Source organism: Corynebacterium ulcerans (genome assembly GCF_000767685.1).
Taxonomy (GTDB): Bacteria; Actinomycetota; Actinomycetes; order Mycobacteriales; family Mycobacteriaceae; genus Corynebacterium; species Corynebacterium ulcerans.
Genome location: NZ_CP009622.1, coordinates 465,317 through 487,484, shown reverse-complemented (window position 1 = coordinate 487,484; position 22,168 = coordinate 465,317). Strand labels below are relative to the sequence as shown.

Below are 22,168 nucleotides of genomic sequence, written 5' to 3'. Positions count from 1 at the left end.
GGTGTCCCCAAGCGCCGGCACCAGGGTGTTCTAAACAGAAAATCCCGAGCGTTGGAAACCAGCGCTCGGGATTACACCGTTTATCTAGTGGTGATGGTGGTGGTGTCCACCGGCTTGTGGTTTAGCCTCAACAGGCTTCTCCACAACAGATGCCTCGGTGGTCAGAACCATGCGAGCAACAGACGTTGCGTTAACCACTGCGGAGTGGGTGACCTTGACGGGGTCGATGATGCCCTGTTCAATCAGGTTCCCGTATTCCAGGGTTGCGGCGTTGAAGCCTTCCCCGTTGGGCAGCTCAGCGATCTTGGAGACCACAACAGCGCCGTCGAGACCTGCGTTGTCGGCGATCCAATAAGCCGGCTTGTTCAAAGCATTAGCCAAGGCGTTAACGCCAACCTTAGCGTCGCCCTCGAACTCTTCAGCGTATACGCGCAGTTCCTTCGCAATCTGTACAAGCGCGGAGCCGCCACCAGCGATAACGCCCTCTTGCGCCGCAGCACGAGCAGCGTTGATAGCGTCCTCGACTCGCAGTTTGCGCTCGGAGACTTCAGTTTCCGTGGCCGCACCAACTTTGATCACTGCGACGCCACCAGATAGCTTGGCCAGGCGCTCTTCAGCTTTTTCACGATCCCAACTGGAATCTGTGTTTTCGATCTCGCGACGGATTTGTTGGCGACGATTCTCCACTGCGTCGGAGGTTCCCGCCCCGTCGACGATGATGGTCTCATCTTTAGTCACGGTCACGCGGCGAGCGGTACCGAATACCTCGACGCCAGCCTCATTCAGGTTAATGCCAACCTCTGGGTCCACCACGGTGGCATGAGTGACCACAGCAAGGTCGTCCATGAATGCTTTACGACGCTCACCAAAATACGGAGACTTCACAGCCACAGCGCGCAGCGTCTTCCGGATGGAGTTCACCACGAGAGTCTGTAGAGGCTCGCCCTCTACGTCTTCCGCGATGATAAGAACCGGCTTGTTTGCTTCGACGGTCTTTTCCAGCAAAGGCAGGAAGTCCGGCAGCGAGGAGATCTTATTGCGTACGAGAAGGATGTACGGATCATCAAGCTCGGCACGCTGAGAATCGGTGTCAGTGATGAAGTACGGGGACAGGTAGCCCTTGTCAAAGGACACGCCTTCGGTCACATCGAGATAGGACTCGATGGACTGGGACTCTTCAACCGTTACTACGCCGTCCTTGCCCACTTTTTCCATCGCTGCAGCGACCATGTCGCCAATCTCAGCGTCACGGGAGGAGACGGTAGCTACGTTGGCGATGTCCGCAGCAGAAGCTACTTCTGCTGCACGCTCGCGAAGCTTCTCCACGGCTTTATCAGCCGCTGCAAGGATTCCACGGTTCAGTTCGACTGGGTTAGCTCCAGCGGCAACGTTGCGCAGTCCCTCAGTGATAACTGCCTGTGCCAGTAGCGTCGCGGTGGTGGTGCCGTCGCCAGCGATATCGTTGGTCTTTACCGCCACCGATTTCACTAGCTGAGCGCCGAGGTTCTCAAAGGGATCCTCAACATCGATTTCGCGAGCGATGGTCACGCCATCGTTGGTAACCGTCGGGCTACCAAAAGCCTTTTCCAGTACCACGTTGCGGCCACGGGGACCAAGCGTTACTTTCACCGCATTAGCCAGCGTGTCCACACCCTTCAGGATGCCTTCGCGGGCTTCCTGGTTGAATGCAATCAGCTTTGCCATAGGTAGGTCGCCTTACTTCTCAATGATCGCGAGAACGTCGCGAGCGTTGAGCAGGAGGTATTCCTCACCGTTGTACTTCAACTCGGTTCCGCCATACTTGGAGAACACAACGGTGTCGCCCTCTTTAATGTCCATAGGGACGCGGTCATCACCGTCAAAACGGCCAGGACCTGCTGCAACAACCACACCCTCTTGTGGCTTTTCCTTAGCGGAGTCTGGGATAACCAGGCCAGAAGCAGTGGTGGTCTCAGCTTCGCTGATCTGGACGAGGACGCGGTCCTCAAGGGGCTTAATGTTGACGTTAGCCACGATATACCTTCCGTACAATGAAGTTTCTCTTTGTGCCGGTTGCGGGAATTCCAGCACAGCCGTCGTCGCGGGTGAACAACTGTGTGAGTACAACCTACTGGCACTCTACCCGTGCAAGTGCCAGCACTCAACAAAGTTATCTGCCAGCGAACTCCCCTGTTTTACATATCTGCATACACAAGCGGAATTTCCACTTCCAGCGAGGTGTCGGTACCAATGCTCAGCCCCGATTGCGGTGCGCCCTCGTGAATAAGCTGCGCCGCCACGGCGGCGATCATGACCCCGTTATCCGTGCACAGCTTAAAGCGCGGGACACGAAGCTCGATACCCGCCGTCTGGCAGCGCGCCGCCGCTAACTCCCTAAGCCGTGAATTAGCCGCTACTCCACCCCCCAGAAGCAAAACCTTGGCACCCGTGTCTTGGCAGGCAAGAATCGCCTTGTGCGTCAGTACATCACACACAGCTTCCTGGAAGGACGCACACACGTCTTCAACGCTGATCACGGTTTGCTCGCGTTCAGCTTTTTCCACGTAGCGTGCCACGGATGTTTTTAGGCCAGAGAAGGAAAAGTTGTAGCGGTGCTCACCGCGCAGATCGTCGGCACGCGAAAGTCCCCGAGGAAAGCGGATAGCCTTGCGGTTCCCCCGCGCGGCGAGCTTATCGATCACCGGGCCGCCTGGGTACCCCAGGCCGAGCAGCCGTGCAACTTTGTCGTAGGCTTCGCCGGCGGCGTCGTCAAGCGTAGATCCCAGCTCTTTCATTGGCTTGCCTACAGCCTGGACCTCCAGCAGCTGCGAATGCCCGCCCGACACCAAAAGCGCGATGGCATGAGGCAGCTCCTCGCCCTCCAAGTTGGCCACTGCGACGTGCCCGCCCAAATGATTCACTCCATAAAAAGGCACGTCCCACGCCGCGGCATAGGCCTTAGCTGCGGAAGCCCCCACTAGCAAAGCACCGGCAAGTCCAGGCCCCACGGTCGCAGCCACCGCATCAGGCTTATCGACGCCCGCCTCATCCAATGCCCGGCGCATCACCGGCACCATCGCCTCAAGGTGCGCCCTCGACGCAATCTCGGGGACCACGCCGCCAAAGCGCGCGTGCTCTTCCATGGAAGAGGCCACTGCGTCGGCGAGGATCCGCATGCCCCCATCAGGCGAAAGCTCAATAATGCCCACACCAGTCTCGTCACACGAGGATTCGATGCCAAGGACAATCATGTTATTTTTCACTCTCTTCATTGCTTTCCACAGCCGATGGCAGCCGCACCATCACATAGGCATCCGCGCCTGAGGGCTGATAGTAGTTTTTCCGGACCCCTTGGCGCTCAAAACCATACGACTCATACAAGCGTATAGCGGGCTCGTTGGTTGTCCTCACTTCTAGGAACACTGGCCCTGCAGCGCGATCTGCCACAAACATCATGTTGTCCATCATCAGACGAGCCACTCCGCGACGCTGAAACTCAGGATCGACCCCGATGGTATGGATCTCAAACTCTGGGTCATGAGCTGGTCCCAACATCGCCAAGCCCGCATATCCCAGAATCTGGCCTCCATCAAGAGAATCCACAACCGCAATATACAGCGTGTGCGGATGGTTCATTGCTCCTCGCAGATCCTCTACCGACCATGGGTTTTCCTCCGCAAAAAGCAGCGTCTCTAATTCCGCACATCGTGGGGCGTCGGCGGCAGTTAGTTCTCGGAGAAACATCTACAGCTCTACTTCCGGGATCGCCGAAGACCTCGGTTTTGGCGCTGGTTCTTTCGCGTCAGGACGCCGCAAATACAGTGGTTCCAAAGGCTCAGGTGTCTCCGAAAAATTGGCTACAGCGACGAGGTATTCCGGCAAGGGACGCACATTTACCTGTGGCACATTCGCCACAGCTTCTGGAAGAAGCTGACCTATCTTTTCGGGAATCGAGACTGTGGAGATTCTGGAAGGAATCGACAATTCTGTCGGAGAAACAATGCTCGGCCCCATCGTCCGAACGCCATCGGAGTAGAGCGACCAATAGATCTCTTTGCGGCGTGCATCCGTGGCCACGAGAACCTGGCCATCTAACTGCGCCGCAATCGCATCATGGGTGCAGACCCCGTGTACTGGAATACCGAGGGCATCGCCAAAGGCTGCCGCGGTAACCATCCCCACCCGAAGCCCAGTGAAAGGCCCTGGCCCACAACCAACCACGATGCGGTCAATGTCGGCAAACTGTTGTCCTGATTCTTCTAAAATCTCCACAACAGTAGGAGTCAGCAGCTCATTATGCTGCCGACTGTCTGTAAAAATCCGTTGCGCGACAATAGCCCCGGTAGCTGCATCAGCAGGAACTCGGACGAGTCCGACTATGAGATCAGGGGTGGCGGTATCCAAAGCAAGAACAAGCACGCTTAAGAAGAGTAGTCGCTTCTTAAGCGTGCTTGTTATAAGGACCCAATTCTTTCTCGGAATAAACCGAACATCAGGACCGTCCTGAGCTGCCAGTCCCGGTGAATGAGGGCGTTTTAGTGGCTGGTTCCAATCTTCCACACACCATCTTGCTTAATAAATGGGATCAGGGAAGAAGTCTCAAAACCACCCTGTGGGCCAACGGAACATACATCAACCTCATTACGGTTGAGCTGTTCAAAGCGGATGTCTCCATCGCCGCTCGCCATTACAAGGTAGTTCACGTCCTCGGGGACTTTGCCGCCGTTGAGGTGCAAGTCAGTGGTATCGATTCCGTAGTTCTGGGCGATGCTCTGCTCAGTAGCACCAGGGCAGATCATCGCGCCGGCTACCCACTCCGGACCATAAAGATCGCTCAAAGACAGCGCAGTAGCATGGACACCGGAACTACTAATTTTACGCAAGGTGCTTTCCAAAGCTCCTTCTTTGTTGGTAGTTCCGCTCCGGCCATGCGCCATGGCGATCATCGCGATAATAACAACGAGAAAGGCAACAATAATAGCGGCAAGTAGGCCACGGGCAAGTTTGTTCATGGGCTCGTAATGCTCCTGGATTACACAATAGGGGTGGGTCAACCGTTATGGAAGCCTCTTGAGCTAAAACCGTACTACGTCGAGAGCGTAGAGTGCTGCACCGACTGAATTTTCTCTGAGTGCACGCAGCGCCCCGCATCCCCCGCGTTAGTGCGAGGATGCGGGGCGGCGTCGATAAGCCTGTGCCTTAGAGCAGCAGAAGCAAAAGCATCTGGCTAGCCACGATCTTTCCGATCATGGCTGTGGGGTACACCGTGGCATAACCGCGCGTGGCCAACTCGGTGCCGGTCTGCCCGTTCAAATAAGAAATAATCGCCGGGTTCGTGGTTACACCAGCAGCCACCCCCATGGCCTCATCCCACTTCAGCTTGAGCAACGGCATGCACACCGCTGCGGTAATCAGCGCAGAAGCCAACGTGACCACAAAACCTGCCGCGATAAGTTTCAGCGAAGAGGGGTCCGTCAGAGCATGGCGGAAGCCAACGCCTGCCGACGTTCCCACGCCAGCGAGGAAGATCGCCAAACCAAAAGTACTGATTGTGCGGTTTGCGTGATACGGCAACGGCCAGTGAATAGGACCTGTGCGATGTACAGCGCCCAGGATCAAACCGACCACAATAGGACCGCCACCAAAGCCCAAAGACAAGGTGTTTCCGCCGGGCAGCGGAATCGGAATGGCGCCGACGAGTAGGCCTAGAGACAAGCCGATGGCGAAGGGAAGCAGATCGACGTCGGCAAGCTGGCGCTCCGAATCGCCGAGGAAACGACGCACCTCATTCATCCGATTCTTCGGCGCAATCACGCGTACGCGATCGGAATAGTGCAAAACATCGTCGGCTTCTGGAACAACTTCAGCGTCGCCGCGGCGCAACCGCGCGATAATAAACCCAGAGCGCACAGTGTCCAGATCAGAGATTTTCCGCCCTACGACGTGCTTGCTGGAAACCGTCACCCGCAAATACTCAAGGTCGGTGTCTTCAATCTTTACGTCCACTGGCGCGCCTAGCTTGGCGATCGCCCGCTCTAGCGCCTCAGTCGTGCCGTTAATCACCAGCACCATGCCTTCAAAAAGCCGGTCGCTGGGGGCTGCGAGCGAGTGGAAGCTATCGGAATGCACCACACGGGTAGCGATGATCTCTTCACCAGCTATCGACGGAAGCTGAGCGATAGTTCCCGTGATCCTCGGGCCGATGCGCACACCAGTCCACTCCAGAGGATCCATCACCAGGCCCTCTTCTTCTGCGTCTTTAGCGTGGTTAACTTTCAACACACGCGCACCAATCGCAGCAACCAAGATGGAACCAATCACGGCACCGGGATAGGCCAGCGAATACCCCACCACGGGTTCTGCTACGAGAGAATCGTCGATTCCTTCCAGAATCGCCACCATTGCGGCCATGCCGGGAGTAGAAGAAATAGCTCCCGCGAACATACCTGCGCCCGCAGCGCGCGAACCAAGATCGAACGTCGTGATAAGTGCATAAGAGATACCCATAAGCACCATCAAGAGACCGATCACGTACAGCGTGAGCTTCCAACCGCGGTGTCGGAACTCAGCAAAGAAAGCGGCACCGGCATTCAAACCGATGGCATACACAAACATCGCAAGCCCTAACTGGAAAATCAGCGGGGGCAGTTGCAAAGCTGGATGGATAGTAGAAAGGGCGAGTGCGACGAAGAGAACGGCCGCAGCGCCGAGAGAAATGCCGAATAGGCGGATCTTCCCCAGAGCTAGTCCCAACGCGAGGATGAGGACCAGAGTGATAAGGGGTTGCGTCGCAAGATAATCGAGCACGGCGCTTCGAGACTCCAATCTGAAAGTACAAGGACGTGTTCACACAGAAGCCGGATGCAATCGACGCGTAACGACGCCCACCGCTTCCCCACGGACGCGAATCCCCAGCGCTCACAACAACTGACATAGTTTTCAGGCAGCACAAGAATTTAAGGGATCATGGGGAAGCCAAAAATTCAGGGGTCGCTCAAAGCGAGAGCCGTTACCTGAGAGGTCAATCGTAAAAAGGTTGACCTGAAACGTCAGTGTTCTTGTGTGCGGGGATTCACGTGGATCCGTCATGCCTTGTCAGACCACGGATTCCTTCCATGTGCATGGTTTCTGCTCGTGAACAGACAACATTCTTATATGGGTTATCTAAAAACACAATTCCGTCACATCATTTTGTCAGCTGCAGCCAGCTGCTCTGACCACGCCGAAGACCGGACAACCGACCAGGCGCCCCGCCGAGTCGGTACCGAGAATGCTATGAAAGTCCATAAATCTAGAGAAACAACGCCGTGAGCTGGGGATACGTAGATTTGCCAACGGTTGAGTCGATTAGGAAACTACTTTTTCCCATCGGATGATACGCGCCTCCGACTCAGGATTTTCCCGATGCGCAGTGGTGCGGTCGATGGATATCCGCAGGTAGGAATCAGAAATCTGTTCCACAAGCTCGCCTCCCCACTCTGCCACCACCACTGCATCTTCGAGTTCTGTTTCCAAATCCAGCGAGTCCAATGCGCCGATGGGGTCGGACGCCCCGGCGGTTTCGTCGATAAGCCTGTACGCATCGACATGGATAAGCGCCGGGCCACCCACAAGCGACTTATGCTCGCGCGCGATAACAAAAGTAGGTGAGGTAATACGTCCTTTGACCTGCAATCCTTTGGCCAGGCCTTGGGTGAAGGTGGTCTTACCGGCGCCGAGGGGACCATCCAAGATAAGCACGTCTCCTGCTTCCAAAGCCGAGCCCAGTTGCTCCGCTAGGGCCTGAGTGTCGGCAGGTAGCTCAAGGCGACGCTCGCCGCTGGAAGGGAAGGAATCTCTCATACTTAATGTGTCTCCTCTGACACTAGGAAAGCCGACGTGTTTTTCATCCTATATTGCCCACAATCCCAGTTTTAGGGTGATTTTTTGGGGGATTCTGCTGCGCTATCATCACAATTTTATTGCACTGTTTCCGCCGCGTTAAGCGCCGCGCTAATGGGTTAGTCCCTGTGCTCAAATACTCGCACAGTACGACCGCAGGGTCGACAAACAAGTTCATAATTAATTGTTCCTATAGCCGTGGCGAGTTCCGTTGCTGTCATTCCCGTGGGGCCGAGGATAACTGCCTCATCGCCTTGGGCCACGCCGTGGGGATTCCCTCCTAGGCTCACCACGATCTGATCCATGCACACGCGACCCACTTGCGGGTACCGCCGACCACCAATCGTGACCTCCAGGTGCCCTTGCGCCGAACGCGGCAAACCATCGGCATAGCCGACCGGAACGACGCAGAGATACCCGCCTTGTTCCGCACGCCACGTGAGGTTATAGCTTGTCCCCTCCCCCTTGGCGATCGGTTTTACTACCGTTACTCGCCCAACCCAGGACATTGCCTCACGTAAGCCATGGTTTTCACCAGGAATTGGCTCGTGTCCGTAAAGAGCCAGACCGGGGCGAACCATATCAAAATACAAGTCTGGTCGATTCAGCGTCGCCGGCGAATTGGCAATGTGATTAACGGGCAGCTCCAACCCTAGCGAGCGCCCAAGCTCAATCGCTGCGAGAAAAGCCTCCACTTGTTGTTCCGTCTCAGGGGAATCCGATTCATCCGCGCTGGAAAAATGACTAAACACGCCTGTGACCTGGATATTCTCCGCATCCCGCAAAGCGCAGAAGGCTTCTTCCCAATCCTGTTTATCCACGCCAGAGCGGTGCAAACCAGTATCCACTTTTACTGTGACGCGCACGAGGTTCTCGCCATAGCTTTCCGACGCCCGCACCAAGGCCTTAACATGCGCAAGCGAGATGGCAGCCAGATCGATTCCTGCAGCAATCGCCGCCCCAAGGTCTTGCTCCGGCGACCAAATCCAGGAAAGAATCGACGATTCTATCCCACCTTCCCTTAATGCAAGGGCCTCCCTGATGGTCGCCACGCCAAACTGATCCGCACCATTTTCTTCCATGACAGTGGCTACCTCCACTGCGCCATGGTTATACCCATCAGCTTTTACCACGCACATCAGCTGTGCACCTTGTGCCGCAGCTTTGTCTTTAATCAGACGCGTGTTGTGTGCGATGGCATCCAGATCGATACGGGCCTCGAGCAAGTTCATGGTGAATCATTGTGCCACTGTTATTTTCCCCACGAATAACGAGCACTACTTTTCAGGGATTTTCTCAGCAAGCTCCCCCAAAAATGCCTCATCACAATCCACTGGCGATACTTCTCACCCATAACACGTACTAATTTCCACTATCCTTGGACAATGTGGCTGATAAATTCTCAAAGCATCTAGCAACCCTATCCAAGCGCGGCCGGCATCGCGTTCTCGTTGGCGACCTCGATTATGCAGGTTTACCGGGGAAAATTTACACTCCCGCTGAGGGCAACGGGCTTCCTGCCGTTGTGTTTGCCCACGATTGGATGAAGGATATATCCGTTTACCACGCAACGCTGAGGCATCTTGCCAGCTGGGGTTTTGTCGTAGCAGCGCCGAACACGGAAAAAGGTTTCTCGCCAAACCACCGTGGTTTTGCCGCAGACATAGAAACTAGTTTGCAAATCCTCACCGGAGTGAAGCTCGGTAGTGGCAACATCACGGTAGCCCCTGGCCGCCTCGGAATTGTCGGTCATGGAATGGGAGCAGGTGCGGCTGTTTTGGCGGCAACCAACCGGCCACAGCTGGCTGCGGTGGCGGCCCTCTATCCCTCGCAAACCACCCCCTCGGCTGAGGTGGCGTCTCGTGGCGTCGAGGCACCCGGGCTAGTCGTGGGGACGGAAGACAATGCACTCTTCGATTACGGTAACGCTGCTAAACTCGCGGCGCATTGGAAGGGCGACGTCGCTTATCGCGAAATCGACGGCGCCTCCCATAACACGATCACCGAAGACACCCTGTTCAAGCTCGTCACCGGACAAGGGCGTTCTAAGGCCGCTTCACGTGAAAAAATCCGTGGTCTTGTCACCGGTTTCTTGCTCCACCGCCTCACTCATGAGAACAAGTACTCGGCGTTCTCCGAACCTGAGGCAGAATCCAAGAAGATCACGTCTTATTGGGGCGACGCATTAGAAAAGCGCGCTCTTGTCACCGCCGACCCAGAAGCAATCTAAAGCCACACTCTTTACTTGCAAGAAGCCTCTCACCCGAGAGGCTTCTTTTCATATTCTGCGCAATACGCTTTTCACGCGACCGCGCCTTCTTCGGTAAGACATCTGCTCCCGTGGCGAACTTACGGTGTCCCTCTGATCACTCCGGAATTTTTCCGCCGCGCGGGCCTCTCCACGCTGTCTGACTTTCTCCGCAACCTCCTGCGACTTTTTCAATTCGCGTTCAAATTCTTCCATTCGCTTTGCCACGGTTGCGCGAAATTCCTTGGCAAACTCCGCATAATTATTGACGGTAACCTGTCGTTGCCTTTCCGCATTCTCAACGCGTCGTTGAAATTCCTCTTCAGCGTTCACCATGCCCCGGCTTTCTTGATCTCGACTCCCTTATTTCCCTGCGGCACGCATTCTTGTTGCTTGGCTATAAATTTCTGTTTATCCACACCCTTTGGTTCTTCCGCAACGGGCGGAGGCACCTTCGACACTTTCGGCTCCTCCGACCGCGGTTGTGGCGCAGGTTCTGGTATCGGCTCTTCGGGCTTAGCTGGAGCTACCGTTTCATCCGTCTCCTCACAGTCAGAAATGCTGCCCAACCACCCGCAGGCTGCCTCAACCAGCAGACTCAGTCCTATAAGCGCAGCTCCCACCCCAAGTGCTCCTAAAACGCCACACATCCCCTCATGTTTTTCCCCATGATCAGGATGCGGTGCGGGGGCCTCCAACACTTGTTCCTTTTCCACGTTTTTCTGTTGCACAAAAGACTGCGGCGTTGTTGACTCCTGTGTGCACTCTTCTGCAGCCGCTGTAGCCCCTGCCAGGGCACACTCCGCCTGCGCTATCACCGTTATCGCCTGCCCTTTAGCTACAACGGAGGCCTCCCGTGTGTCTTGCCTTCCGCATTCTTTGCTTAACGACGCCCCCAGCTGGGAATAGCACGACTCAATAGCTTTGTCCCGGTCTGTGCAGGTTATGGCTATCACCTTGGCGGCAGAGTCTATGCAGTCGGCTCCGGCTTGAACGCAGTGAAGAAAACCATGTGGGTCTTCCTTTTTATCTATTGTGGCTATCTGCCCAGCCAGTTTTTCGATGGTCACGGTCAACTGGGACAACACGGTAACTATGGTCTTATTCGCATGCGCGTCGACGTCGTCGATAGCGTCCCCAGCATGATTAGCTTCCTTGGCGAGGTTCTTAGCCCCGATCAGCCCTTCCAGCCACGTCGAGGCAAGATCCATAAGTCCGCTAGCAATGAGCGTCATAGCACATTGCTTCACCACGTTGAACAGCACAGACCATAATTTGTTCTTGGCAGAAAAGTTAGTTTTCCCCACGGACTCAGCAGCTGCTTCGCGCAGCACCTTAGTATTAAGTCCCTCTGTGCTCGACGCCGCTTTTTCTATCTCTGAGCTACTCAACGCTGGCCCAGAATAGGTTCCCTCTGAAACCATCCGCAGCAAGTTAATTGCTCGTTCATACTGCCTAAGATCGGGTTTAGCCATCAGCCCTCCCCTGATATGCATAAGAATCCCATTGCTATGCCCCGCTGGCCTTGAGGCTTGCAGAATGCGTGAGGTCGGCGTCGATAAGCTTCTGCACATCAGTCAATGCTCTGGTAGCTCCCCCATGAAGCCGCTGCAGCCGCATTCCGTTACTACGATGAATCAGCCGCAACGCCTCAGAAATCTTTTCTCCGTGGTGAGCAAACGCCTTTCCTAACGCCTCCGGGTCAAGCTCTGGCGGCTTTCCATGCTTGTGCTCTTGGCGATCAAGTTCCCTAATAAACCTTTTAATGATCCCCACTGCGATAGTCGGCTCAATGAGCACATCAAACACAAAATCCCCCTCCAAACGTCATCGTGCTTATAAGGCTTAGACGTATGAAAGGGGTTCTGCGGTTCCAACTATTAAATTTTTGATACCAATGCCGCTAATTCACCAGCTATTCGACGCGCCGTCTCTTCCTCTGCGGCTTCCACCATGACGCGGAAAAGCTCTTCCGTGCCTGAGGGACGCAACAATACGCGCCCGGTCTCGCCGAGCTCATCGGTAGCACGCTCTAGCGCCGCCGCAACTTCTGGATGGTCCCGGATTATGGCTTTGTCAGAAACCGGCACGTTAATGAGCACCTGTGGCAAAACTGTCATTGCCTCGGCAAGCACTTTTAGTGATAGCCCTGTCTCTGCCATGCGAGCCATGAGTGATAAGCCGGTCAATGTGCCATCTCCGGTCGTGCCATGATCTGGCAACACGATATGGCCCGATTGTTCGCCACCCAGGCTATAGCCGCCAGCATTGAGCTCTTCAAGCACATAGCGGTCGCCGACTTGAGTAGTCATGAGAGTAATGCCGGCATCTTTCATCGCCAGGCGCAGTCCCAGGTTGCTCATCACGGTAGCCACGAGTGTGGATTTGCGCAGCTCGCCATTCTCTTTCATCGCAAGTGCAAGAATCGCCATGATCTGATCGCCATCCACAACATTGCCTTCTGCATCAACAGCTAGGCACCGGTCAGCGTCACCATCGTGAGCAAGCCCCAGATCCGCACCATGTTCCCGCACCGCTGCTGTGACCTGATCTATATGGGTAGAACCGCAGTTATCGTTAATGTTGTAGGCATTGGGATGGTTGTGGATAGCAATGACCTTGGCACCTGCCGCGGCGTAAGCCAGCGGCGCTACCTCGCTTGCTGCGCCATTAGCACAGTCCACTACCACGGTGATGCCCTCAAGCGATTGCGGGATCGCACCTTTTAGATGCTTCAGATAGCTTTCCTGCGCGTCTACGGCCTCTTCTATTACGCGACCAATGCCGTGCCCCGTGGGGCCACCATCTGAGATGGTCTCCATGACCGTCTCGATCTCGTCTTCCACCGAGTCCGGAAGCTTATGTCCGCCTTTGGAAAAGAACTTTATGCCATTATCCGGCATCGGATTATGGCTGGCAGAGATGACAACGCCCATGTCTGCACCATAAAAATCTGTCAGGTACGCAACTGCTGGGGTCGGCAAGACGCCTACCCTCAGCACATCCACTCCCCGGCTTGCCATTCCGGCGGACAACGCTGCCGCCAGCATCTCGCCAGACACACGAGGATCGCGTCCAACCACGGCGACTGGACGTCGGCTGGTGCTGCGATTGTCTTTGGTCAATACCTCGGCAGCTGCAGCCCCCAATTTCAACGCTAGAGAAGCCGTAAGCTTTTTATTGGCAAGGCCGCGGACACCATCAGTTCCAAAGAGTCGAGTCATGCGTTCTATTATGCACGCCTAGCATTATGTTCTTATAGTTGGCTCCCTGAGCACTACACAGCATTTATCTAGCACCTGCTGACCGCTGTCCGTCGCGCTCTATTGCCATCTGTGCCCCGTTGCCTCGTGCTGTACTTATGAAGTCTCCGGCCATGGGTTCTACGCCAACGGCTATGGCTCTTAGGGTAAGACACGGACTCAAGAAATCACCCAGCCAACCGGAAACGGCGAAAGCCGCCCCACCAAACGGCGAAGCGGCTTGAACCAGCGAAAAAAGATTAACGCTTGGAGTACTGCGGGGCACGACGTGCCTTGTGCAGACCAGCCTTCTTACGCTCGACGGCACGTGCGTCACGGGTCAGGAAGCCAGCCTTCTTCAGGGCTGCGCGATCTGCCGGGTTGTAGACGTTGAGTGCACGAGCGATAGCCAAACGGAATGCGCCCGCCTGGCCGGTCGGGCCGCCACCGGTGAGGGTAGCCTGGATATCAAACTGACCATCGCGATCAATGAGAACGAGAGGAGCCTTGATCAGCTGCTGGTGCAGCTTGTTCGGGAAGTACTCCTCCAAGGTGCGGCCGTTGCAGGTGAACTGGCCGGAGCCCTCAACCATGCGGACACGGACGATGGCGCGCTTACGACGACCAACAGTCTGAATCGGGCCTTCGTGCAGAACTGGAGCTGCGGTCTCGACCTCAGCCTCAGGTGCAACGACGTCACCAATGGTGTTGGTGAACTCTTCAGAAGCTGCAACTGCTGCGGCGATATCCGCTGCGTCTGCCTCGAAGTTCTCGGTTACGTTCTGATCACTCACTGGGCCACCTGCTTGATCTCGTAGGTCTCGGGCTTCTGAGCAGCGTATGGGTGCTCAGAACCTGCAAACACGTGAAGCTTCTTTGCAGAAGCACGGGAAAGACGGTTGTGCGGCATCATGCCACGGATGGATTCCTCGATCACGCGCTCTGGGTGAACCTCAAGGGAGCGTCCCAGCGTCATGGTCTTCAGACCACCCGGGTAACCGGAGTGACGGTAGCGCATCTCGCGCTCGCGCTTGTTGGAGGAAATGTGAACTTTGTCAGCGTTGATAACGATAACGTGATCGCCGCAGTCAACGTTCGGTGCGAACTGAGGCTTGCCCTTGCCACGCAACAAATCAGCTGCGTGTGTAGCAAGACGACCCAAGACCACGTCAGTGGCGTCGATGACGTACCACTTGCGGGTGATGTCACCGCTCTTCGGGTGGTAAGTAGACACTGATGACTCCTTTTAAGTCTGTCTAGAACTGCCAGCCAGGTGTTATTCAAGAGGAAATCACGAACGGCGGCCGGTGGTGACCCGATCGTGGACTGCTGCACCGCGTCAACGGAGCTCTGAACACACAGGCGCCTAACATTACGCGATCTGTGAACGTTAGACAACTTTATTGAGAACACAGAAAAAAGGGGCACACGACGGTCGTATAAGTGTCTAAGTGTCGTATGCCCCCGGTTCAACGATGACGGAAGAAGTGCCCATTCTTCCACCCCGTACTCATCACAGCCTGCCTTGGTTTTCTTTGTGACCAGCTACGAGTTCCGCCATCGACGCTCAATCGCGGGCTATCCCCACGAAGCAGCTGCAGCTCTATTTACTTCGCTCATTCTCTCGTTTCCAGCTCGAACTGTCTGGGAAATCGTAGACAAAATTGTATTGAGCTCATACGCTGCCTGATCCCATTGGGATTGGGCCTCTTGATATGCCAAAGCGGAATCTCCTTCCCATGTGCTTACCATCGGGCGAATACCGGTCTTGAGATCTTCAAGTAACGAGCTAATTCGACCCGACGTAGATTGGATGTCCCCCGCTGCGCCTTCAATGGCAGCAAATCCATACTTAATCATGTATATCGTTTCCTTGTTTCAAGTTTCAGCAGATAACTAAGCGTTTTATAGAGCAAGCCCCTGCGCCCCCACGGAAGCAAAAGCTGCTTTGTTATCGGTCTCTGTTTGATCGAACGACGCCGCATTGCTACGAATGTTGTCTGAAATAGATTGCAGCGCCATACGCAGCTTGCCTGCCGACGCGTCCCACCTCTGCATTAAGCTGTCAAAACTTACCTGAGCAGCACCCGCCCAAGAACCCCGGATCCCATCGACGATTCCGCGCAGTCGAGCAAGCTCCGATTGCACCTCGGCATTAGTGTTATCGACGCGACCGGCAGTAGCCATCATCACGTCAGCTTCCGTTCTAAACTGACCGGACATAATCCCTCCCCCATAAAATTGTGTGTATTTTCTTCCCCTACGCGGGGTTCCTATCAGCTGCTATGACAGCCTTGATCTTTAGACGTAGCATTGCACCTTTTTGGTTCCCGCTTTTCTCTTTTTCTTCTGAGTCTCAGCTCCCACTCCCCCTTCAGTCCAGCGTCAAGAGCTACGCACGGACACGCTTTCTACCGCCTTACGGCATACTGCACGCTGAGGAATAGTGGACATCCGCTTACTGTGACACCCAACGGAATACACGTGTCCGTTGTCTACCCAAGACCACCAATGCGCATAGGATCCGTCCCCGGGACGTTCTTCATAGGACACCAAGCGGGTTGGCTTAGTTATTCCCAGAGTTTGTCCATGGTTCAGCGTGGGATCGTGGGTGATCATGGCATCTAGCTCCGCATAAACAGCTTCCACGTCGGCTGACCCCACGGGGTCTATAGACAAGAGGATCCGAAGTTCTGGGTCATCGCCGGTCGCTATAACCATTCCACTCGTTCCTTCTTTTTCCGCCAAATGGTAACTGCTAGGTAAAAGCACTTGGATGCGAGCGTGGTGCAAAACCACATCCTTGTTGGAAGATGCAGCGACACTTGGCGTTGGTACTGGTCTCGTCTCAGAGTGGGTGCCCTGTGCACCCCTCTGCTCTTGGTCCCCCACGCTTTGCACCGGTGTTACTCCCGTAGAGGGAGATGTAAGCCCTTTTCCCATCGCCCACCACGAAACTCCGGCCACAGCTATAACGAGTACTACGAGCAGACCATGAAAAGGGTGCAGTTTCTCCGCTAGTGCGACACGTCTAAAAGGAGAGGTTTTCGCCCGGACAGTTTTTCTCCGTGCATCGCGTGCTTCGTTATCCGGTTGAGGTTCCCACGTATACTCAACGCAATCGTTTTTTGTGGGTTCTCGCTTTGTAGAGGAAACCTCCCTAGTCGATACTGCTTCCACCGATACCCCATGTTCCAACAGCTGCTCGGTGAGAATCTCTTTTACTGTTGTTTCCGCAATAATGTGGATTGTTACTGCAGGCCACTGAGGCAACAACTGCTCAGCTTGTTCGACGATTTTGTCAAGTGCCCATCCCTCTTTAATCCCGGCACTCGTGAGGTCATAACGGAACGCGTCTTCTGTCCCTTCAAAGACCGTTGCCGTATCCAAGACAGTAATCACCAGATCATATGGCTTATTCATGGTCTTCTCCCTCAGAATCACCCGCCACTGTGCACTCAGCTTCCTGAGCAGTTAAGCGAGTATCTGCAACAGCCACTTGGAGAACCCCCTTGTTACTCCCGCGTTCCACCAAAATTCCGCGGCCCGGAGGTTGCTGACTAGGACGTATCCCCCATAAAGGTCCATCGTCCCTGTCGCCGTCGAGAATGATAACCGTGGGCTGTTGATCCCTAATTTCCGCGAGAAACGGCTGGTACAAGGCACGCTGCATACCTCCAATTTTCCTGCATGCCACCACGTGCAAACCAATGTCTTTTGAGTGCGGTAGAAGCTCAAGCAGTGGGTACAGGCAACTGTCGGGAAGGATATCGAGATCGTCGATAAGCAAAAATATTTCCGGACCGCACCACCAGGAACGGTTTTTTAGTTGCTCCGCAGTCACATCCGAACTAGGCAAACGTGAACGAAGAGTCACAACCGTATCGCTGATCATGCTTTCTGTGGTCTGGGATGTCGCAGAATACGCCGCGAGCATGTCCTCCTGCACCGCCCCCAGGTGGGCCCGGCGATGATCGATCATCACGATACGAGCGTGGTCCTCCCCTATAGCTTCAATTCCTTTGACGATCGTGCGCATTAATGTACTTTTCCCACAGCCTTGGCTTCCTACGCACAGCAAATGGCTCGATTGCTGGGGACTCCACGTCAGTGGAGTGAGCTTTTTGCCGCCTAAACCAAAAGGAATTCCTTGCTTTTCGACGCCCACCGTCAGCTCCGAGACTCCTATCCAAGAGGGAAGCATCTTGAGTTGGGGCACAGCACTATCTCCCCTATCTGTGCAGGCTGATACGGCTTGTTCTAGGTCTGCCGGGGTGGATAGAGCAAAGAGGACGTGCTCCTTATCTATATTCAGGCCCCGACCAGCAGCAAGCGGAAGTTTGCCTTGTGCTTTTCTATCGATAAGCGAATCCAAAGGCTCTGCCAGCTTGAACTCAATCCTCTGCGGTATCAGGTCCCGGATCTCGGGACGCAGCGCAGTCCATCGCGGAGTTGAGATCACCAGATGAACATGCGCGGCTAGCCCGTCAGAAGCGATACGAGCAAGAGGTTCAAGCAGGTCGTCGAAGGCCTGACCCACCACGTGCCAACCATCGACAACAAGAAAAGTGTGGCGTTCTTCAGGAGAATCGATGAAGGATACGACCTCGTCTATGATCCTTCGCACCTTTTCTGCCTCAGTGCGGTGTGCAATCCCAGCTACATGCGGCAATGCTGACGTCGAGGCAAGGCCTGTTCCAGCGAGGTCCAATACATAAAACCGAAGGGTGCGCGTCGAATGCGAGATGGCCAAAGACGTCATGATCGTGCACAACGCGCTACTTTTCCCGGTCTGCGGCCCACCGCAGAGTGCGGCATGTCCGCTTTGCCCAAGGAAATTCATGATCAACGGGTCCTGACGCTGCAAATATGGACGATCGATAATACCGACCGATGCAACCAAAAAGGCCTGGTTGAGGTCCAAGGAGTTGAGACTCATGGACTTTGGGAGCGGTGGGAGCCATATACGATGTGCGTGCAGTTGTTCTTGCGCTGCAGCTTCCACGCTGGCAGAGACGATGGCGTCGACAAGCGTGGTCCCTCGAGCATCAGATTTCTGTTCTGCTTGTCCTGATTGTTGTCCAGAGTCTTCCCATCCAGTCCACAGCCTCACTGAACGGCCTTTATTGTGTTCGACGTTAAGGTTCTGCATGGGGCCTGACACATAGGACGCCCTGAAACGTTGCAGTGAGCCTGCACCAGTAGAAAGAAACCCGACACCTGGTTGATTGGGCAGTTCGTAGGCATCAGGCACTCCCAGTATTTGGCGGGATTCTGCAGCAGAAAACGTCTTTAAACCAATCCGGTAACTCAGATGTGAATCCAGTCCGCGCAGTCTTCCTTCATCGAGTCGTTGACTCGCGAGCAGAAGGTGTATATGCAAAGAGCGTCCTAAACGTCCCACTGCCACAAAAAGATCGGCAAAGTCGGGGTGTTGTCCCAATAACTCCGAGAATTCATCAACGATGATGAGCAGCGCCGGCATGGGAGCTAGCTCTGGTCGGTGCTGTCTCGCCGCAGTGTATTCACTGACGTTGCTAAAGTTTCCGGCCTGGCGCAACGTCGCTTGACGTCGATTCATCTCCCCCGAGATCGCATCATGCATGCGTTCCACAAGCACAGCTTCTTGAGCCAAGTTAGTAATTACTGCAGAGGTATGGGGTAATCGGTCTAGTCCTAAAAAGGTGGCGCCACCTTTGAAATCTACAAGCACAAAATTGAGATCTTCCGGGCTATGAGTTGCAGCAAGGCCCACGACCAACGTCCTCAAGAGCTCCGATTTTCCGCTACCTGTAGATCCCAGGCACAGACCATGCGGCCCCATTCCGCCGTGCGCCGATTCCTTAATATCAAGCACCACAGGCTTCCCCGATGAGTTGAGCCCAAAAGGAATACTCAGCCGCTTGTTCTTTAACCCTCCGGTTTTCCGACGTCTCCACAAAGATCCCACGTCAAGCTGCCCGGCGATACCGCGAAGCCCTAAGAGCGCACGCAGATCAGAGGAGGCCGCACTCTCGGATTCCGCTCGTTTATACCTGGTCAGGAGTCTTGCAAGGAGCAACGCTCCACTGCTGCTCAAGGTTTCAGGAAAACCAATGTCCTCGACGCCCTTTTCTGTGATTACGCCAAGGTCCGAGCCTGCCTGCAGCACAATCCCTTCTTCTTCAGCCCGCAGGCCTAGATCTGAGTCTAGGTGTGCGTCAATAGCAATAATCACGTCCCACCGGCTCGCATCAGATGCCCCTATTTCCTGGCTCTGTTTGTCCCTGCAATCCACAATGGCGACCCGATGCTGTGCGCTTTGTGGTGTTCGACAATGCGGAAACCATTTAACAAAAGACCAATCATCATCAGAACCTGGGACGTCCCTCGCTACGGTATTTCCTACGATGAAATCTATACCCACGGCTTCCGGACCATGGTGAAAGCACAGCTGCGCGACGATAGCACGGACTAAACCACGCGCGTCATCTCCTAGAATATTGATAACTCGAAACGCCTGTAACTGCATGGTCAGTGGCATATCGTGGACAGAGCTCAAAGCCTGAACCGTCGAACGTAGCGACACCGCACAGACCGGATCCAAATCTTCTGCTGCACCCGAATCCGGCACCTCAAATGGAGTGCATAACGCGGTGCTTCCAGTGCCAATGCGCACTTCTAAAGCATCGGAGGCATCCCCCAACCGCTCCCACATCCGCTCAGTTCCTGCCATCGACCACAACTCATGCGACGAAGGATGCCGGTATAACTCATGTGTTCGCTGTGCATCAGCATTGTCCGTTGCTTTTTCGCGCAAAGCCACCAAGTGTCGTAGATATGTTCTGCGCATCTCCGCTGTGTCTTCTCCCGGCGCGGGAGAAAACATCATAAGCAAGGACATCCCCATCATGAGCGGCAGAGTGAGCATCATTGGGTTTAATGTTCCACCTGAAATCACCAATAGCCCGACCATCGCGATGACCGCGCCCACCATAGCTAGCGGCATGAGCATCTTGAGCAGCGGCACAGATTGCGCACGCACGGCTTCCGGAACAGGCTCCGGTTGTAGAGTTCCTACTGGAAGCGGTGGCGCGGGCAGCCGTTCATCTGCACTGAGCTGTGGAATTATCCCGTGATCGATCTGCTTACTGGGTGTATTTTCCTGCGGTGACGTAGGCACATAAGAGGGTTCTTCCCTTACCAAGATCTGCTGTTCAGCAATGTGTTCGCCATCGTTTTCCTGGATAGTCGATACGGCGGCACGCACCATTTTCCCCCCTTGTGTGCACGTGGAAAAGTCACTTCCCCGGTTCCCCTTGACGGCCCCACCCGAAGTTCCCCCTTGGGCTAGACACTGAAGCGATCATAAGTCAGGATGGACAGTACTTGGTAGGGGGTACCAACAAAGAGGGGGGATTTCTTTTGATAGATCAAGATATTCGGCTTCATTTCCGCATTGAAACACCTGGGGATCTCACGCCAGCTGTTTCCTGCGTTAACGTAGATATTTCTGTCCCACGGTCATCTGCGTTGGTAGAGGTCATTCCGGATATTTTGTCGCTCGCGGGAGTAGAAGCGGGGACTACGCCGTGGCAATCTATCACGGCTTCTGGAGTGCGTATCGATGCCTCCGCTCCCCTTCATGCTACGAGCCTTCCTGACGGTGCCGTTGTTCTTCTACGCCCACACCAAGCGTCGAAAGCTCCTGTTGTGCGTGACTCTGCAGAAACCCTCGCGCAGAGCAGCAAAGCTTCTCTTCCTCCACGTGGTATCGCTACTGCTACAGAGGCCTTGGGGATTATGGGTTGCGCTTTTCTCATCATGCGCATAGATACGCTCGGACCGCCCGAATTCCGCTGGTTGATCCTGTGTGGTTTAGCAATGCTCGCGTATGTATGGACCCGCAACCCCCTGGTGTTAACAGCGTTCTCCGGTTTTTGTGCCTTCGCGGCAGGTTCTTTTGTTGTGCCTTTCTCAGCATCAGAGGCGGGAGCATCTGACATCGCAGCAGCGGTCTTAGCAGCCGATATAGCACTTATAGCAGGTTCGCTCTCGCTACATTTGATTGCTTCTCGACGCCTACCCCACACCATCACAGCCTCGTATGAAAAGGCGATCGACCACTTACGGACTCTCAGCGCGATCATCTCTTTTGCGCTATCGACTTCTCCTGTAGCTGCGGCGGGCTGGCTCTACCATTTTCCGGAATCACAACCACACAACTGGTTTTTAGGCGCGGCTAGCGCAGTAGTTGCATGCGCACTTACTGTGATAGTCCTGGCCCCAACTGTGGCAGTCAAGTTAGCTGGTGTTGAGGTCCCACGTCTTCCCAGCGCGGGTGAAGATCTGAGCGTCGCGGACTCGCAGACTTCACCTCAATGGTTAGAACATCAAGCCAGAAAATCCCTGTTGCTGTTGGAGGGCATAGTGGTGGGGGCGTCGGCAAGCGCTGCCCCGTCGTTGCTCATTATTGGTTATCTAGCAGACGGCAACGGATTCGCCTTCGTGCTCTGTATATGCGTCATTATCTGTACAGCAGCACATTCGCATCGTCATGCAACCGGTGTGTCGGTATGGATGCTGTGGATGATCTCCCTCGGCGGAATTCTCGGATTGTCTCTAGCCACTGATGTTTCCGTTCAATGGCTCGTGATAATCCCCTTATCCGTCTCGTTGTGTGCTCTCACTGCTTCCTTCTGGGCCAAACTTTTGCCTCGATTCACACCCGTTACTGCATTATGGATCGGCAGATGCGAAGCCTTGGCCCTGGCCGCGGTATTTCCGTTATCGTGCCAACTCATGGGGGTATTTTCCCTGATCCGGGGCCTGGTATAAC

Annotated in this window: 21 protein-coding genes; 2 read left to right on the top strand and 19 right to left on the bottom strand. The window is 54.9% G+C overall.

Going from position 1 to position 22,168, the window contains the following annotated elements:
• Positions 1-84: 84 nt before the first annotated feature.
• The 9 genes from groL to alr all read right to left on the bottom strand — a co-directional run bounded on the left by groL (position 85) and on the right by alr (position 9,092).
• Complete coding sequence (gene groL / locus CULFRC11_RS02290) at positions 85-1,704, bottom strand: chaperonin GroEL (protein ID WP_023635190.1); 1,620 nt, start codon at positions 1,702-1,704, stop codon at positions 85-87.
• A 12-nt stretch (positions 1,705-1,716) separates the two neighbouring features.
• Complete coding sequence (groES, locus tag CULFRC11_RS02285) at positions 1,717-2,013, bottom strand: co-chaperone GroES (protein WP_004566891.1); 297 nt, start codon at positions 2,011-2,013, stop codon at positions 1,717-1,719.
• Positions 2,014-2,174: 161 nt separating this feature from the next.
• Positions 2,175-3,230, bottom strand: coding sequence for a tRNA (adenosine(37)-N6)-threonylcarbamoyltransferase complex transferase subunit TsaD (tsaD, locus tag CULFRC11_RS02280; protein WP_023635189.1), 1,056 nt, complete (start codon positions 3,228-3,230; stop codon positions 2,175-2,177).
• A 1-nt stretch (position 3,231) separates the two neighbouring features.
• The gene (gene rimI / locus CULFRC11_RS02275; RefSeq protein WP_023635188.1) at positions 3,232-3,723 is read right to left on the bottom strand and encodes a ribosomal protein S18-alanine N-acetyltransferase; all 492 of its coding nucleotides are present in this window, start codon (positions 3,721-3,723) and stop codon (positions 3,232-3,234) included.
• A complete protein-coding gene (tsaB, locus tag CULFRC11_RS02270) occupies positions 3,724-4,398 on the bottom strand; it encodes a tRNA (adenosine(37)-N6)-threonylcarbamoyltransferase complex dimerization subunit type 1 TsaB (protein WP_038620358.1) in 675 nt (224 codons plus the stop codon). It abuts the gene before it with no gap.
• Positions 4,399-4,514: 116 nt separating this feature from the next.
• Positions 4,515-4,991, bottom strand: coding sequence for a hypothetical protein (locus CULFRC11_RS02265; protein WP_023635187.1), 477 nt, complete (start codon positions 4,989-4,991; stop codon positions 4,515-4,517).
• Between the two features lie 187 nt (positions 4,992-5,178).
• Positions 5,179-6,786, bottom strand: a complete 1,608-nt coding sequence (locus tag CULFRC11_RS02260; RefSeq protein ID WP_014525356.1) for an aspartate:alanine exchanger family transporter — start codon at positions 6,784-6,786, stop codon at positions 5,179-5,181.
• A 540-nt stretch (positions 6,787-7,326) separates the two neighbouring features.
• The gene (tsaE, locus tag CULFRC11_RS02255) at positions 7,327-7,821 is read right to left on the bottom strand and encodes a tRNA (adenosine(37)-N6)-threonylcarbamoyltransferase complex ATPase subunit type 1 TsaE (RefSeq protein ID WP_023635186.1); all 495 of its coding nucleotides are present in this window, start codon (positions 7,819-7,821) and stop codon (positions 7,327-7,329) included.
• 158 nt (positions 7,822-7,979) lie between these two features.
• Positions 7,980-9,092 carry an alanine racemase gene (gene alr / locus CULFRC11_RS02250; RefSeq protein WP_023635185.1) on the bottom strand — a complete coding sequence of 371 codons (1,113 nt, stop codon included), beginning with the start codon at positions 9,090-9,092 and terminating at the stop codon, positions 7,980-7,982.
• Between the two features lie 155 nt (positions 9,093-9,247).
• Here alr and CULFRC11_RS02245 point away from each other — a divergent pair, with 155 nt between their 5' ends.
• A complete protein-coding gene (locus CULFRC11_RS02245; protein WP_023635184.1) occupies positions 9,248-10,090 on the top strand; it encodes a dienelactone hydrolase family protein in 843 nt (280 codons plus the stop codon).
• 48 nt (positions 10,091-10,138) lie between these two features.
• Here the strand turns inward: CULFRC11_RS02245 and CULFRC11_RS02240 are convergent, their stop codons facing one another.
• From CULFRC11_RS02240 to CULFRC11_RS02195, 10 genes are all read right to left on the bottom strand, one after another.
• Positions 10,139-10,444 carry a hypothetical protein gene (locus CULFRC11_RS02240; protein ID WP_023635183.1) on the bottom strand — a complete coding sequence of 102 codons (306 nt, stop codon included), beginning with the start codon at positions 10,442-10,444 and terminating at the stop codon, positions 10,139-10,141.
• Positions 10,438-11,583, bottom strand: a complete 1,146-nt coding sequence (locus tag CULFRC11_RS02235) for a hypothetical protein (RefSeq protein WP_031270035.1) — start codon at positions 11,581-11,583, stop codon at positions 10,438-10,440. The genes CULFRC11_RS02240 and CULFRC11_RS02235 overlap by 7 nt, the downstream gene beginning before the upstream one ends.
• Before the next feature lie 34 nt (positions 11,584-11,617).
• Positions 11,618-11,917: a hypothetical protein gene (locus tag CULFRC11_RS02230; protein ID WP_023635181.1), complete on the bottom strand. Its 300-nt coding sequence runs from the start codon at positions 11,915-11,917 to the stop codon at positions 11,618-11,620.
• Positions 11,918-11,988: 71 nt separating this feature from the next.
• The gene (gene glmM, locus CULFRC11_RS02225; RefSeq protein ID WP_023635180.1) at positions 11,989-13,332 is read right to left on the bottom strand and encodes a phosphoglucosamine mutase; all 1,344 of its coding nucleotides are present in this window, start codon (positions 13,330-13,332) and stop codon (positions 11,989-11,991) included.
• 278 nt (positions 13,333-13,610) lie between these two features.
• A complete protein-coding gene (gene rpsI / locus CULFRC11_RS02220; RefSeq protein ID WP_013910840.1) occupies positions 13,611-14,144 on the bottom strand; it encodes a 30S ribosomal protein S9 in 534 nt (177 codons plus the stop codon).
• Positions 14,141-14,584 carry a 50S ribosomal protein L13 gene (rplM, locus tag CULFRC11_RS02215; RefSeq protein WP_013910839.1) on the bottom strand — a complete coding sequence of 148 codons (444 nt, stop codon included), beginning with the start codon at positions 14,582-14,584 and terminating at the stop codon, positions 14,141-14,143. Before rplM ends, rpsI begins: the two co-directional genes overlap by 4 nt.
• A gap of 344 nt (positions 14,585-14,928) precedes the next feature.
• Entirely contained in the window at positions 14,929-15,210 is a 282-nt protein-coding gene (locus CULFRC11_RS02210; RefSeq protein ID WP_023635179.1) for a WXG100 family type VII secretion target, read from the bottom strand.
• A gap of 45 nt (positions 15,211-15,255) precedes the next feature.
• Positions 15,256-15,573 (bottom strand): WXG100 family type VII secretion target, encoded by a 318-nt coding sequence (locus CULFRC11_RS02205; protein ID WP_038620354.1) that lies wholly within the window; start codon positions 15,571-15,573, stop codon positions 15,256-15,258.
• Positions 15,574-15,735: 162 nt separating this feature from the next.
• Complete coding sequence (locus CULFRC11_RS02200) at positions 15,736-16,773, bottom strand: type VII secretion-associated protein (RefSeq protein WP_023635134.1); 1,038 nt, start codon at positions 16,771-16,773, stop codon at positions 15,736-15,738.
• The gene (locus CULFRC11_RS02195) at positions 16,766-20,602 is read right to left on the bottom strand and encodes a type VII secretion protein EccC (RefSeq protein ID WP_038620350.1); all 3,837 of its coding nucleotides are present in this window, start codon (positions 20,600-20,602) and stop codon (positions 16,766-16,768) included. The genes CULFRC11_RS02200 and CULFRC11_RS02195 overlap by 8 nt, the downstream gene beginning before the upstream one ends.
• 152 nt (positions 20,603-20,754) lie before the next feature.
• On the opposite strand from CULFRC11_RS02195, the gene eccD reads away from it, so the two are divergent.
• Complete coding sequence (gene eccD, locus CULFRC11_RS02190) at positions 20,755-22,167, top strand: type VII secretion integral membrane protein EccD (RefSeq protein ID WP_031270003.1); 1,413 nt, start codon at positions 20,755-20,757, stop codon at positions 22,165-22,167.
• Position 22,168: the final 1 nt, after the last annotated feature.